Below are 14,020 nucleotides of genomic sequence, written 5' to 3'. Positions count from 1 at the left end.
TATCTCGCCCAAATGTTTGGGCACATTGCAGAATCTCGCCCAGCGGTGCAGGATCATCTTCCAGAGCGACCACCAATCGTTGTAACGTGCCACGCGGCATCACAGGCGGGCTAAGCGATGACTTTGGAACCTGATCAGAACACGGGCGGCCCGCGGCTAAGGCTGTCGGTTGTCCGGGACACGACAATTGTTGCCACACTGATTGTGCTAGGACTTTACGCGGGCTCAGCATTTTTGATCCCGTTGACCATGGCTTTGTTAATCAATGTTTTGATTATCGCGCTGAGCGACCGGGTAATCTCAATGGCGCGGGTGCCCGTGTGGTTGGCCAACATCGCCGCTGTCACAGTTGTTTTGGCTGGCTTGTTCGTGATCATGTACATCCTCGGCAGTCAGGCGACGCAGTTCGCCCGATCCATCAGCACGTATGAAACCCAGTTCGACGGCGCCGTGAACCGGGTCACAGGGCTGGTTGGCAATGACGTCACCACGTTTATCCGTGACAATCTGGTCAGTATCGACATGTCCTATGTCGCGCGTGTGTTGCTCAGCAGTGCAACATCGTTGCTGAACCAGTTTTTCCTGATCAGCCTGTACGTGGCCTTCCTGATGGCCGAGCGTCTGGCGTTTCGCAAAAAGATACAACTGGCGGCGGGCAATCCTGAAACCGGGGCGGAATTCACCACAATTCTGGATGCGATCACCGACAGCTTGCAGCGCTATGTCGGGGTAAAAACCTTTATCAGCCTGGTCACGGCGGGCATCAGTTATTCGGTTTTCAAGGCGCTTGGGCTTGAATATGCCGAAACATGGGCCGTGCTGACCTTTGCGCTGAACTTCATCCCGTCTATCGGTTCGATCATCGCCGTAATCTTTCCGGCCATGATTGCCCTCGTTCAATATGAAACGATCGGGCCTTTCCTGATCATCGTGTTCGGTTGCGGCACCATCCAGTTTCTGATCGGCAATTTTGTTGACCCTGCCTTGCTGGGCCGGTCGCTGAACATGTCTACGTTTCTGGTGATCCTCGCGCTAACGTTCTGGACAACCGTTTGGGGGCTGATCGGTGCATTCCTGAGTGTTCCTTTGACTGTCTGCATTCTGATCATCTTCAGCCACATTCCTGCCCTTAGGCCAGTGGCTATTCTGATGTCTCTTGATGGCCGCCTTGGTGATGACAACGCACCCGCACGGACCCAATAATCTGTGCAAAAACCGATCTTCATAGGGTCCGAGATCTATCGCCATTCGACCTATGGTTCAAAACACCCGCTGGCTATCCCGCGCGTCTCCACCGTCATGGACCTGTGCCGCGCGCTGGGCTGGATCAATTCGGAAAATTACAGGGTCAGCCCCCGCGCAAAACCCGGCGCGCTGCACCGCTTTCACACGCCGGACTACATAGATGCGCTGCAGGCCGCGGAAAGAGCTCAAAGCGTCTCGGATGATGTACGCTCGACCTATGCGCTGGGCACGCTGTCCAACCCGGTATTCCCAGAGATGTACAGACGCCCCGCCACTGCGGCCGGAGGATCAATGTTGGGCGCTGAACTGATCCGCGATGGCGGCATCGTTTACAACCCTGCGGGCGGAACACATCACGGCCTACCCGACCGTGCCAATGGGTTTTGTTATCTGAACGACCCGGTTTTAGCGATCCTGACACTGTTGCGAATGGGCCTGGACCGGATTGTCTACGTCGATATCGACGCCCATCACTGCGACGGGGTCGAGGCCGCCTTTCAGGGTTTGGAAACGGTTCGGATGATTTCCATTCATGAAGCCCGACGGTGGCCGTTCACCGGCAAGCTTGATGATGATGCAGGCGGCGCGGCGTTTAACCTTCCGGTGTCCAGAAACCTCAACGATGATGAATTTGGCGCCATTCTCGACCAGCTGATCCTGCCCGCGGCTGAGGCCTTCAAACCGCAAGCCCTTGTCCTGCAATGCGGCGCCGATGCGGTTGCCGAGGACCCGCTGTCGCGCCTGGCGCTGTCCAACAATTCTCACTGGAAGGCCGTCACCGCACTGAAAGGTCTCGCGCCCCGCGTTCTGGTCCTGGGCGGAGGCGGTTATAACCCGTGGTCAGTTGGCCGCTTGTGGACTGGTGTTTGGGCCACCTTGAACGACTTCGACATCCCCGAAGTGCTAGAGGCGGACGCGCAGGCCATCCTCGACGCATTGACCTGGAACCGGGCAGCTGGCCGAAATCCTCCGATTCACTGGCTTCGAACGCTGCGCGACGCGCCAAATCACGGACCTATCCGACCAGAACTGAAGGAAGATTTGCGCCGTCTGACTGGGCGGATTTCACAGTAGATCGGCGAAATAAAGGCTGCTAACATACCGCTGTTACGACACATTTTCTAATTACCGCACAAAATCACAAAGTCAGTTTGGAAAATTGACGCCGATTGGACCCACCAAATGAATGCACTTAATCAGATAGATGATCTCAAAGCCCGAATGGGACAATCCATTATCGGACAGACTGACGTGATCGACCGCCTGCTGATCGGGATGTTGGCCAACGGAAACTTGCTGATCGAAGGGCTTCCCGGTTTGGCCAAGACCCGCGCGGTCAAGGCAATGGCACGTAACCTGGACGCACGTTTCAGCCGGATTCAGTTCACTCCGGATCTGCTGCCATCGGACGTCACGGGGACCGAGGTGTTTCAGCAGACCGATGACGGTGGCACATTCCGGTTCGAACCAGGCCCTATCTTCGCCAATATCGTTCTCGCGGACGAGATCAACCGCGCCCCCGCCAAAGTTCAGGCTGCGTTGCTTGAAGCGATGGAAGAACGGCAAGTAACCGTCTCGGGAACCACGCATAAAATGGAACCGCTGTTTATTGTGATGGCAACCCAGAACCCGATTGAACAGGAAGGCACCTATCCCTTGCCCGAAGCGCAAATGGACCGGTTCCTGATGCATGTTCAGATCACCTACCCGCCGGTCGAGGATGAGGTTGAGGTGATCCGTTTGGTCCGAGGCGAAGAAATCGCTGCGGGCAAAGGCGCATCCAAGGAAACACCGCCGGCAATCCCTCAGGACGCTGTATTTGCGGCACGGGCCGAAATCGGCCAGATCCACGTATCCGACGCAATGGACCGCTACATGGCCGATCTGGTGCAGGCCACGCGAACGCCCGGCACGTTGAGCGATGAGCTGGCCAGCTGGATCGACATCGGTGCCAGTCCACGCGCCTCGCTTGCGCTGGACAAATGCGGTCGCGCGCATGCCTGGATGAACCAGCGCGACTATGTCGACCCGACCGATATTCGCGCCATCGCACATGATGTATTCCGCCACCGCATCACCCTGAGCTTCGAGGCACAAGGCAGCGCCAAATCGGCGGATGATGTGATTTCGGAAATCCTGCAGCTTGTTGCGCTGCCCTGAAACCAAAGGAACGCCGCGTGTCCCAGACCGCCGCATATCCCGACGACCCGCGCATACACGTTGATGCGGACCACCTTTTAAAGCTGGGTCCAAAGTCCCGCGCGATCAGCCTGCTGCCCAGCCAACCTGCCGGTTCGATCCTAAACGGCCGGCATGCCTCACGCTTGCGCGGGCGCGGTCTGAACTTTGAAGAACTGCGGAATTATCTGCCCGGGGACGACATCCGTACCATCGACTGGAAAGTGACCGCGCGCACCGGAGAACCCCATGTTAGGGTCTATACCGAGGAACGCGACCGCCCCGCCCTTTTGCTGGTGGATCAGCGCGTTTCGATGTTTTTCGGCACACAAGTCTACATGAAATCGGTCATCGCGGCCGAAGCTGCGGCGATCGCGGCGCACCGCGTGCTGGGGCAAGGCGACCGCGTCGGCGGGATCGTCTTTGGCGATACTGATGTGGCCGAGCACCGACCCCAACGCCGACCCGCTGCCCTGACGCGGTTCCTGTCATCCGTGGGCGCGCTGAATTCAAAACTGCGCGCAACGTTGCGGGATGAGCCAACCGTGGCGTTGAATGATGTGCTGAAGCAGGCCGCGCGGATCGCGCATACCAATACTTTGGTGTGCGTCTTTTCCGATTTCGATGGGCTGAATGAGGTGTCAGAGAAACTACTTAGCAGACTTTCTGCCTCGAATGATTTGATATTGTTCAATATTTATGATCCCAGTTCGCGTGAACTTGCCCCGAACCTTCGGCTTACGGTGTCCGATGGCGACCGCCAGATTGAACTCGACAGCTCGGACCCCGATTTGTCGCACCGAATAAGAACAGCGCTGGAAGATCGACTTGCCCAGCTACAGACGTTGTCGCGCCGCTATGGATTTCCCGTAGTACCGCTGACCACGGCGGAGCCGACGCTCGACCAGTTGCTCAAGCTATTTGGTCATCCCGGAGGCCGAAGATGAGCTTCGATGTCGAAGGCAAATCACTGGTTGACCTGCTGGACATGCTGGAACCTGCCCCGGTGCCCGAGCCTATTTCCATGATGCCGCAGACCTGGGGATGGGGCGTTTTGGCCTTAATCCTTGCTGGCCTTATCATCCTTGGCGTTTACGCCTTTCTTCGCCACCGACAGTTGAATGCATACCGGCGTGAAGCGTTGGCCGAATTGGCCGCGTCAGACAACGACGCCGCAAAGATAGCCGAGATACTCCGCCGCACGGCTCTGATCGCGTATCCACGTCGGACAGTCGCTGCATTGCATGGAGAAGAATGGACCAACTTCCTAAACCAAACCTCTGATAATGTTACCTTTACTGATGGCGCTAGCCGCCAACTTGTGGAAGCACCATACAGAGATGTAAAAGCCAATCCAGATCTGGAAATCCTCGCGCGAAATTGGATCAAGTCCCATAAGCGGGAAAGGACAGCGTGATGTTCTCTTTTGCCGCGCCTTGGGTTTTCCTCCTGCTCCCGTTGCCATTTTTAGTGTATCGGCTTGCCCCACCGTATCGCGAAAAAAGCAGCTCGATCCGCATCCCATTCTTTCGCCATGTCGCACTGGCCGCTGGGGTTGAACCCAAGTCAGGATCCGTCATTCCCCACCGAGCACGGTTTCAGGCCGCCGCAATCGCATTGATCTGGCTTTTTCTGATGGCTGCCATGGCCCGCCCCGAAAAACTTGGTGAACCATTGGTTATCGAAAAGTCGGCGCGCGACGTGGTGCTTGCCTTGGACATTTCAGGATCAATGGACCAGCGGGACTTCACAACAACGGATGGCGCTCCAAAACAACGGCTGGCCGCGGTTAAGGATGTGCTGCGTCAATTTATTGCCGAACGCCAAGGCGACCGGATGGCTTTAATCATCTTTGGTACTCGAGCCTTTGTCCAAGCCCCCTTCACGGAAGACCTGAAAAGTTTGAATGGGTTCCTGGATCAAACTCAAGTTGGCATGGCCGGTCCAAATACCGCGTTGGGGGATGCAATTGGTCTGGGCATACGCACCTTTGACTCCAGCGAGGTCGACCAACGCCTGATGATCGTTCTAAGCGACGGAGCGGATACGTCCAGCCGCATGACGCCGGTAAACGCCGCAGCAATCGCGGCCGAGAAAGGCGTCGTCATCTATACGATCGGCGTTGGCGACCCAGACGCATCGGGCGAGGACCGGGTTGATCTGGACGCGTTAAAAGACATCGCGGAACGGACGGGCGGCGAGTACTTCTTTGCAGATGACGAAGAGGCATTGGCTGACACATACGCACGCATTGACGAACTCAATCCCCGTGTCGTGGAAACACAAAGCTATAGACCACGTGAAAGCCTTGCTCATTACCCGCTTGCGTTGGCATTGCTGACCATGCTCATCTCCATGACCGGCCAACTTGTCATCCAGCGGCGCCGAGGTGCAGCATGAGCGGCGCGTTGGCAGATTTCCATTTTTTGCGAGCCTCTTGGCTGCTGTTCCTCATCCCTATTGCGATACTCTGGTGGGTGATGCGGCCCAAACCCAATTCGCACTCCCAATCCATAACCGGCATCGCGCCGCACCTTGCCGCCGCCCTGACCTTGGGGGCAGAAAACAAGAAGCGTGTGTACCTGATAGACGTCGCGATGATCGCAGCAACCCTGGTCACCTTAGCCGCGGCCGGACCCACATGGTCACGGGCCCCGAACCCTTTGGTTGCGGACACGGCACCGCTGGTAATAGCACTGAAGGTCACGGACAGTATGGAGGACCCGGACCTGCCACCATCCCGGCTGGATCGGGCCAAGTTCAAAGTGACTGATCTTATCAATGCGCGCGTCGGAGCACAGACGGCGTTGATTGCCTACGCCGGAACCCCACACAGCGTTGCGCCCCTGACTGAAGACGCCAACATCCTGCGCCCGCTTTTGGATGGCCTCGCGCCAGCAGTCATGCCCAAACAAGGGGATGCAGCCGCAGACGCACTGACCCTTGCCGAAACGATCCTGAACGACAGTGATACACCCGGCGCAGTTTTGTTTGTTCTGGACGATCTGGATCCGTCTCAACTCGCTGCTTTTGAAAACTCGACCGTGCCCGTGTTTTTTCTGACAATGCTGCCGAACGGTCAAAACATCGCTCAGTTAAACGACCTGAGGACCGCGACGGTCGTGCCGTTCTCTAACGATGAACGTGATATCAATCGCTTAGAGCGTCAAATTCAATCCGCTTACACTGCGGCGCTGGACGACGATGATCGATTGGACTGGCAGGACAGAGGGTGGATGTTGGCCTGGCCCGCCGCGTTTTTGTCGTTGCTTTGGTTCCGGCGCGGTTGGGTGATCCGTTTGTTGTTGCTGGCTGTGATTTTTGCGGCTCCATCAGGACCCGCAAAAGCCGATGGTTGGCGAGATTGGTTCCTGAGCCCGGATCAACAGGGGCAGATTGCGATGAACCAGAAACGCTACGCTCAGGCGGCAGAGCTGTTTGGAGACCCATATCACAAGGGGTATGCACAGCTGAGAGCAGGTCAGTACCCCGAAGCCGCGGCAGTCTTTGCCGAACTGGACACGCCCGAGGCTGCCTTTTCCGAGGGAATGGCGCGCATTCGAAACCGCGAGTACAGGCCGGCCATAGCAGCGTTTGAAACAGCTTTGGAGCGTCGACCAGACTGGTCCGAAGCGCAGCACAACCTGGAAGTTTCCAAAGCCATCCTCGACTTCGTTGAAACAACCCGGGAGCAGTCGGACACAGGCGAAGAAGCGGGCATCGGGGCCGATGACACAGTCTTTGACAATGAAGCCGGGCGCGGCGAGGACACGACCATTCAGGCCCCGACCGAAGGTGCGCAGGCTATGTCTGCCGATCAGTGGATCAGCACGATCGACACAGATATGCAGGACTTTCTGCGAAATCGCTTCCTGTTGGAAAATCAGGAGCAGCAGCAATGAGATACCTCATATTCCTCATGCTGTTTTTCCCGCTACAACTGGGCGCGCAGACACGTGTTCAACCGCAGGTCACAGCCGAGGCACCTACCGATCCGGTTACTGTCGGGCAACCGGCCATCGTACGGATTAAAGTACTTGTCCCCACTTTCATGCCGTCCCCGCCGGTTTTTCCGTCGCTCGAACAAGAAAACATGCTTGTTCGCCTGCCTGAGCGTGCTTCCGGCCCAATCAGCGAAACTGTGGATGGCGAGACTTGGTCCGGTGTTCAACGCAACTACCGTCTGTATCCGCTTCAGGCTGGGCCGATTGAATTCGGCAAGCAAGAGGTTGTGGTGACCTTTGCCGATCCCGAAACGAATGCTCCAACGACGGTCAGTGTTCCCTTGCCCGAAATGGCCTTGAACGCCGTTGTACCAGAGGGCGCTCGCGATCTGGACCCGCTGATCCTGGCCACGGGCTTCACGGTCGACCAGCAGATCGACGGATCAACAGAAATGGAAAACGGGGGTGCCATCACTCGACGCCTGACTGCCGAAATTGCCGGCACGACGCCCCTTTTGGTGCCTGAATTGATCCCCGATATACAAGACCCGCTTCTGAGCGCCTATCCGAAAGAGCCGCGTTTTACAGAAAGCGAGGACAGGGGTGTTCTGTCTGGTCAGCGCGTTGATGAGATCGTCTACCTTGCGCAACAAGGTGGCCAGACCCAACTGCAGCCTGTCACGATCCGGTGGTACAATCTGAACACCAATCAGGTTGAGAAAATTGATATCGACGCGGTTGATCTAACGCTTGCTCCACCGAAGTGGCGGCCGCCGGATGCGGATACGATTTTCAGGTTGCTTGCCTTGGCGGCCGGTTTGACACTGGTTCTTTGGGTATTTGTACGGTTCCTTGGTCCACGTGTCACAAGTTGGAAACAGGCGCGGCGCGACAGATATCGAATATCTCCGGACTTTGCGTTGGATGCATTGAGGGAAGCCTTGCAAGCCAATGATATTTCAATGTCTTATTCCGCCTTGGAGATGTGGAAGCTGCGAAGCGACTCCCCCGACAAGGCAATTGGCCTGGAAGAACAACTGGCAAGGATCGGGGCCGCAAGATACTCATCCCGCACCGGCTCAAAACCCGAGGCTTGGGCAGCGGCATTGTCCGAACTCAAGGTTATGAAACAGCCGGAACACCGCGCTCGGAACCCATTACCGCCGCTTAACCCGTAAGGTCAGCACTGGCAGGCGGCGATCAACTTGCGCCTATCCTTAAGCCGTACGCGGCCATAACCAAGCTCGATCAATCCCAGCTCTACCAAGTTGTGCAGTTTACGGTGTAGCGTAGGCAACGACACTGCCACCATTTCGGCCAGTTCATCCTGTGACACTACGATCCACCCATCGGATTTTGAGGCCCCTTCATCGAGGTGCAAAAGGCGCAGAACCAGTCGTTTTTCCGTGCCTGTCACCGCCAGATTGGCCATGATGCGCAATGCGGTTTGCATGTTTTCGTGCGACAAAGCGTAAAAATCACGAACATATTCAGGCTTGTCGCGTACAAGTCGGTCCAGCCGCAGGGACGGAAAAAACAATGTTCGAGTGCGCTGTGTCGCGACAACGCTGACCAGCCTGCTGGACTCGGCGAACAACGCAAGGTCACCGATCCAGAACCCGCCACCCTGTCTGTGAACAACGAAGTCCTGCCCGTCATCGGCTGGTGCCGTGATTTGAACGGCACCAGCCAGAATCGCGTAAACCCCGTTGGCCAGATCTCCGTAATGATACAGGGCCTCGCCCTCTTCGAATGATTTCGCGATCCCGCAATCAAGTAAATCCGATTGAAACCCTGCGCCGCGCGCGCCGAACCACCCCGAGGCAAGCAGCCGTTTTCGATCATGCGGATTATCAAACATTAGTATTCTTCAATCTAATCATATGATAGGTTTCCAGACATTGTCATAGCCTAAGGTACGGCTATTCGATTCTCGACGTAATGTGAAATTTTCCTACCGAGAATCAATACCTTGTTGGCGGAATAAAAAGCCTCCGCTGTCAAATGCTGTTAATTCAACGGGTCTTTAAGATCCGGCCAATTCAGGAGTAAACCATGTCACCACCCCTTTCGATTGCAGATAGTTGGCGCGGTACATTGCGCAAATTCGCCGTAGCTTCCGTCGCAGTTGCGCTGGCCCTGCCCGCCTGGGCCCAGGATCAAAAGCCCAATATTCTTGTGATCTGGGGCGACGACATCGGACAATCTAATATCTCGGCCTATACGATGGGTCTGATGGGATACCAAACGCCGAACATCGACCGCGTCGCGAATGAGGGCATGATATTCACCGACTATTATGGTGAACAATCCTGCACCGCCGGTCGATCATCTTACATTATGGGCCAATCGGTGTTCCGTACGGGCCTGTCGAAAGTTGGCCTGCCGGGCGCTGATCTGGGTATGCAGGTCGAAGACCCGACCATTCCGGGATTGCTGAAGGACCACGGCTATGTGACCGGTCAGTTTGGTAAGAACCACCTTGGCGACAAAGATGAGCATTTACCGACAAACCACGGTTTTGATGAGTTTTTCGGAAATCTCTACCACCTGAACGCCGAAGAAGAACCGGAGAATGAAGACTATCCGGGCGATGCGGTTTTGGCCGATGGTCGCACCTTCCGTGAAGCCTATGGCCCGCGGGGCGTGATCAAATCCAAAGCCGACGGAACCATCGAAGACACCGGCCCGTTGACCAAGAAGCGCATGGAAACCGTTGACGATGAAACCGTCGCAGCCGCGATTGACTTCATCAAGCGGGCCAATGAACAAGGCCAGCCCTTCTATGTCTGGTGGAACGGCACGCGCATGCACTTCCGTACCCACGTCAAAGATGAAATGCGTCAACAGGCCAACGAAATCGTTGGCGGCGTTGCTGACGAATATACCGCCGGCATGATCGAACACGACATGCATGTTGGGCAATTGCTGGACCTGCTGGACGAACTTGGCATCGCGGACAACACCATCGTGCACTATTCAACCGACAATGGTCCGCACATGAATACATGGCCGGATGCTGCTGCGACGCCGTTCTGGGGTGAAAAGAACACCAACTGGGAAGGCGGCTGGCGCGTTCCATCGATGGTTCGCTGGCCTGGTCAGATCGAAGCGGGCTCGATCACTAATGAGATCGTGCACCACATGGACTGGCTGCCGACATACCTGGCGGTTGCTGGCGACCCGGACATCAAGGAAAAGCTGAAAACTGGCTATAGCTCGTCTGGTATGGGCCGTGACTACAAGGTGCATCTGGATGGATACAACATCCTGCCCATGTTGACCGGCGAAACGACCGAAAGCCCACGGGCCGAGATTTTCTATTTCTCGGATGATGGTGACCTGACGGCGCTGCGCTATGACGACTGGAAGCTGATCTTCCTTGAGCAGAAAGCATGGGCAACCCTGCGCGCCTGGATCGAGCCCTGGACCGAGCTGCGTATCCCTCTGATCGTGAACCTGCGTCGTGACCCGTATGAGCGCGCCTATCGCACCTCCAACACATATTATGACTGGTTGTTGGATCGGGCGTATTTCCTGGTTCCTGCTCAGGAATACGTGGGCAACTTCCTGGCAACCTTCCAGGAGTTCCCGCCGCGCCAGAAAGCGGCAAGCTTCAACCTGGATCAGGTCATGGACAAGTTGACGACACCGACAAACAACTAAGTCGTATCTAAAATCCAATCGGGCCGCCCCTTAAAAGGCGGCCCTTTTCATCTTGAAATTGAACGAGAAATTCATGCGACATTTTGTTCTAAGCGCCCTGCTGTCCTGTGTCCCTCTGTCTCTGCTTGCGGACCCTCTGCCCAGTTGGACCGAGACCGAAAGCAAAGACAGGATCATCGAGTTTGTCGCCGCCGTGACCGACCCACAGCGCCCTGAATACGTGACACCAGCAGAAAGGATCGCCGTTTTCGACAATGACGGCACGCTTTGGGCCGAACAACCTGTGTATTTTCAACTGATCTTTGCTATGGACCGGCTGGCTCAGATGGCCGGGAATGACCCTTCGATCCTGACTACGCCCGTTTTGCAGGCCGCTGCGACAGGCGATCTGAAGACGGTCGCGGAAGGTGGTCATGATGCCTTGATCGAGGTGTTGAATGCCTCTCATTCCGGCGTCACGGTCGACGAGTTCCAACGCGCCGTCGCCGAGTGGCTGGAAACCGCCCGGCACCCGGAGACCAACCTGCCTTATGACCAGATGACCTATCAGCCGATGGTCGAGTTGCTGCGGTATCTGCGAGACGAAGAGTTCAAGACCTACATCGTCTCCGGCGGTGGAGTGCACTTTATGCGCGTCTTCGCCGAGGAAGCCTATGGCATCCCACCCGAACAGATTCTGGGTACATACATGGACACCACTTATGACAGCGCGGACGATGGACCGGTCATTACCAAAGCCGATGGCATCGCTTTTGTGGACGACAAGGAAGGCAAGCCGATCAACATCGAGCGGACGATCGGCAGGCGCCCGATTCTGGCCGGGGGAAATTCGGATGGCGATTTTGCCATGTTGGAATGGACCACAGCAGGCGATGGGCCACGGTTGGGTGTTTTGATTCACCATACCGATGCAGAACGTGAATGGGCCTATGACCGGGAAAGCCCAATTGGCAAACTGGTCGATGGATTGGACAAAGGGCCAGACATGGGTTGGGTGATTGTAGATATGGCGCAAGACTGGTCACGCATCTACACTGGCGCGAACTGAACCACCACGGAGCCCGATAACCCTATGTGGACACTGCTTGTTTCCGCCTTCGTCTTTGCGCTTTACACAACAGCAGTATTCTTTTCTGTCCGCGCGGCCCAAACCGCGCGGACACCTCAGGGCGCGGTCGGATGGGTGGTCTTTCTGATCTCGGCACCGATGTTTGGCGTGCCGCTTTACCTGTTTTTGGGACACCATAGATTTCGGGGCTACCGTATCGCGCGCAAGGAAAGCCAGCGCGTGGTTCAGGGGATCAAGACCTTCGCCGACTACTCAACGCCCGATGCCGACAAATTGCTTATCAACCCCAAACCGTTCGAGGCGCTGGCGCATATGCCCGTGTCGCGCGGCAACGGGGCAGAGCTGTTGATCGATGGGCAGGCCACCTTTGATGCGATTTTTGAGGCGATTGATGCTGCCAAGACTTACGTCCTGATCCAGTTCTATATCGTTCGGGCCGATGCGCTGGGTCAGAAGCTGAAAGACAAGTTGATCGAAGCAGCCAAACGCGGTGTCAGCGTCCGGTTCATGATGGATGCCGTAGGCAGCTACGCCCTGTCCAATGACTACATAGAAGAGATGCGCGAGGCCGGAATCGCGGTTTCGGATCCAAATGAACAACGCGGACCAAAATTCCGTTTCCAGTTGAACTACCGCAACCACCGCAAAACCGTTGTTATCGATGGCGAAACGGGATTCATCGGCGGTCACAACATCGGGGTCGAGTATCTGGGCCAGGACCCGCATTTCGGACATTGGCGCGATACCCATGTCAGGTTGACCGGTCACATTGTCCGGCAATTGCAGTTGATCTTTATCGAAGACTGGCATTGGGCGCATGAAGAAGATCTGATCGACCAGTTGGATTGGGCTGGGTCCGAGGCGGACCAGAACATCAATGCGCTGCTAGTCGCGACAGGCCCCGGCGATGAAACCGAAACCGGGTCGATGATGTTCTTCGCCGCCATCACAGAGGCGCGGAACCGGATCTGGATCGCGTCACCCTATTTCGTACCCGACATAGATATCATGACCGCCCTGAAACACGCGGCTTTGCGCGGTGTCGATGTGCGCATTCTTGTTCCTGATGTCATTGATCACCGCCTGCCGTGGCTGGCGGCTTTTGCCTATTTTGATGAAGTTCGCGCCTGTGGTGCACAAGTCCTGCGCTACACAGACGGCTTCATGCATCAAAAGGTCTTCGTTGTGGATGACTCACTGGCCGCAGTAGGCACGACCAATCTGGACAATCGATCATTTCGGTTAAATTTCGAGGCAATGGCCCTGTTCTTTGATCCCCAGACCACAGCCGCAGTCGATGCGATGCTGCAAAAAGACTTTGCCAAAAGCTATGAGCTGACGCGCTATCTGGAACAGCAACCAGTGCACATACGCCTCGGCGCTCCGCTGGCGCGATTATTCTCACCCATCCTTTAGGCCATGAACCTTTCCTGAAACACCCGGGTCATAAGGGCGACCATATAGGCTGTGGACAACCCAAAGGCCAACAGGCCTGTAACTGCAGCAAAAGTACCGAAAATCCGCAGGTCTTCGCCCAAGACGATGTCGCCGTAGCCAAGCGTTGTGAATGAGACCAGCGAGAAATACAGCGCCGTATTCCAGTCGGGCAATACATCGCCGAAAACCCAGACGATGGCCCAAATCCAGACCTGAATGGTGTGGGTCGCGACGATAAAGGCCAGCGCGGTTGCAATTGGACCGGCCGTTGCCAAAATGGCGCCTCTGGCTTCCCAACGCTCGATCAGCCTGTTGATGGCCAGCGTGCACAGAGTCAGAAGAAAGATTTCGACCAGAAAGCAAAGCCCGAGAAACGTGCTGCCCCAAAGGATCTGCTGTGACAAGGTCATGTTTTCGCATCCTGAATTGTACCGACGACGGATGGCCTAACAATGACCTGCACTTCCGGCTGAGACAAGCC

Annotated in this window: 13 protein-coding genes; 11 read left to right on the top strand and 2 right to left on the bottom strand. The window is 56.2% G+C overall.

What is annotated here, in order from left to right:
* Nucleotides 1–117: 117 nt before the first annotated feature.
* The 8 genes from AC2FLA_RS09440 to AC2FLA_RS09405 all read left to right on the top strand — a co-directional run bounded on the left by AC2FLA_RS09440 (nucleotide 118) and on the right by AC2FLA_RS09405 (nucleotide 8,545).
* Entirely contained in the window at nucleotides 118–1,203 is a 1,086-nt protein-coding gene (locus AC2FLA_RS09440) for an AI-2E family transporter (protein WP_058271701.1), read from the top strand.
* Nucleotides 1,204–1,206: 3 nt separating this feature from the next.
* Nucleotides 1,207–2,319 carry an acetoin utilization protein AcuC gene (locus AC2FLA_RS09435; RefSeq protein WP_496721778.1) on the top strand — a complete coding sequence of 371 codons (1,113 nt, stop codon included), beginning with the start codon at nucleotides 1,207–1,209 and terminating at the stop codon, nucleotides 2,317–2,319.
* 108 nt (nucleotides 2,320–2,427) lie between these two features.
* Nucleotides 2,428–3,405, top strand: a complete 978-nt coding sequence (locus tag AC2FLA_RS09430; protein WP_496721777.1) for an AAA family ATPase — start codon at nucleotides 2,428–2,430, stop codon at nucleotides 3,403–3,405.
* Between the two features lie 17 nt (nucleotides 3,406–3,422).
* Nucleotides 3,423–4,370 (top strand): DUF58 domain-containing protein, encoded by a 948-nt coding sequence (locus tag AC2FLA_RS09425; protein ID WP_496721776.1) that lies wholly within the window; start codon nucleotides 3,423–3,425, stop codon nucleotides 4,368–4,370.
* Nucleotides 4,367–4,840: a DUF4381 domain-containing protein gene (locus tag AC2FLA_RS09420; protein ID WP_496721775.1), complete on the top strand. Its 474-nt coding sequence runs from the start codon at nucleotides 4,367–4,369 to the stop codon at nucleotides 4,838–4,840. Before AC2FLA_RS09425 ends, AC2FLA_RS09420 begins: the two co-directional genes overlap by 4 nt.
* Complete coding sequence (locus AC2FLA_RS09415; protein WP_496721774.1) at nucleotides 4,840–5,823, top strand: VWA domain-containing protein; 984 nt, start codon at nucleotides 4,840–4,842, stop codon at nucleotides 5,821–5,823. The genes AC2FLA_RS09420 and AC2FLA_RS09415 overlap by 1 nt, the downstream gene beginning before the upstream one ends.
* Nucleotides 5,820–7,325 (top strand): VWA domain-containing protein, encoded by a 1,506-nt coding sequence (locus tag AC2FLA_RS09410; RefSeq protein WP_496721773.1) that lies wholly within the window; start codon nucleotides 5,820–5,822, stop codon nucleotides 7,323–7,325. The genes AC2FLA_RS09415 and AC2FLA_RS09410 overlap by 4 nt, the downstream gene beginning before the upstream one ends.
* Complete coding sequence (locus tag AC2FLA_RS09405; RefSeq protein ID WP_496721772.1) at nucleotides 7,322–8,545, top strand: hypothetical protein; 1,224 nt, start codon at nucleotides 7,322–7,324, stop codon at nucleotides 8,543–8,545. Before AC2FLA_RS09410 ends, AC2FLA_RS09405 begins: the two co-directional genes overlap by 4 nt.
* A gap of 2 nt (nucleotides 8,546–8,547) precedes the next feature.
* On the opposite strand, the gene AC2FLA_RS09400 is transcribed toward AC2FLA_RS09405, so the two are convergent.
* Nucleotides 8,548–9,228, bottom strand: coding sequence for a Crp/Fnr family transcriptional regulator (locus tag AC2FLA_RS09400; protein ID WP_496721771.1), 681 nt, complete (start codon nucleotides 9,226–9,228; stop codon nucleotides 8,548–8,550).
* A 194-nt stretch (nucleotides 9,229–9,422) separates the two neighbouring features.
* On the opposite strand from AC2FLA_RS09400, the gene AC2FLA_RS09395 reads away from it, so the two are divergent.
* From AC2FLA_RS09395 to cls, 3 genes are all read left to right on the top strand, one after another.
* Entirely contained in the window at nucleotides 9,423–11,033 is a 1,611-nt protein-coding gene (locus AC2FLA_RS09395; protein WP_496721770.1) for an arylsulfatase, read from the top strand.
* Nucleotides 11,034–11,106: 73 nt separating this feature from the next.
* Nucleotides 11,107–12,081 (top strand): HAD family hydrolase, encoded by a 975-nt coding sequence (locus tag AC2FLA_RS09390; RefSeq protein WP_496721769.1) that lies wholly within the window; start codon nucleotides 11,107–11,109, stop codon nucleotides 12,079–12,081.
* A 24-nt stretch (nucleotides 12,082–12,105) separates the two neighbouring features.
* Entirely contained in the window at nucleotides 12,106–13,518 is a 1,413-nt protein-coding gene (gene cls / locus AC2FLA_RS09385) for a cardiolipin synthase (protein ID WP_496721768.1), read from the top strand.
* Here cls and AC2FLA_RS09380 read toward each other — a convergent pair.
* Nucleotides 13,515–13,949 (bottom strand): ion channel, encoded by a 435-nt coding sequence (locus AC2FLA_RS09380; protein ID WP_058278005.1) that lies wholly within the window; start codon nucleotides 13,947–13,949, stop codon nucleotides 13,515–13,517. The two genes, cls and AC2FLA_RS09380, sit on opposite strands and share 4 nt — an antisense overlap.
* Nucleotides 13,950–14,020: the final 71 nt, after the last annotated feature.

The organism is Ruegeria sp. CDSA033 (genome assembly GCF_059612305.1).
Note: the sequence above shows the minus strand (reverse complement) of the source record. Positions and strands in the feature narration are given on the sequence as shown.

Excerpts from the sequence above, each read along its gene's own strand:
- AC2FLA_RS09430 (WP_496721777.1), top strand. The coding sequence starts at position 2,428 with ATGAATGCACTTAATCAGATAGATGATCTCAAAGCCCGAATGGGACAA.
- AC2FLA_RS09390 (WP_496721769.1), top strand. The coding sequence starts at position 11,107 with ATGCGACATTTTGTTCTAAGCGCCCTGCTGTCCTGTGTCCCTCTGTCT.
- cls (WP_496721768.1), top strand. The coding sequence starts at position 12,106 with ATGTGGACACTGCTTGTTTCCGCCTTCGTCTTTGCGCTTTACACAACA.
- AC2FLA_RS09420 (WP_496721775.1), top strand. The coding sequence starts at position 4,367 with ATGAGCTTCGATGTCGAAGGCAAATCACTGGTTGACCTGCTGGACATG.
- AC2FLA_RS09400 (WP_496721771.1), bottom strand. The coding sequence starts at position 9,228 with ATGTTTGATAATCCGCATGATCGAAAACGGCTGCTTGCCTCGGGGTGG.
- AC2FLA_RS09405 (WP_496721772.1), top strand. The coding sequence starts at position 7,322 with ATGAGATACCTCATATTCCTCATGCTGTTTTTCCCGCTACAACTGGGC.
- AC2FLA_RS09395 (WP_496721770.1), top strand. The coding sequence starts at position 9,423 with ATGTCACCACCCCTTTCGATTGCAGATAGTTGGCGCGGTACATTGCGC.
- AC2FLA_RS09410 (WP_496721773.1), top strand. The coding sequence starts at position 5,820 with ATGAGCGGCGCGTTGGCAGATTTCCATTTTTTGCGAGCCTCTTGGCTG.
- AC2FLA_RS09415 (WP_496721774.1), top strand. The coding sequence starts at position 4,840 with ATGTTCTCTTTTGCCGCGCCTTGGGTTTTCCTCCTGCTCCCGTTGCCA.
- AC2FLA_RS09380 (WP_058278005.1), bottom strand. The coding sequence starts at position 13,949 with ATGACCTTGTCACAGCAGATCCTTTGGGGCAGCACGTTTCTCGGGCTT.
- AC2FLA_RS09440 (WP_058271701.1), top strand. The coding sequence starts at position 118 with ATGACTTTGGAACCTGATCAGAACACGGGCGGCCCGCGGCTAAGGCTG.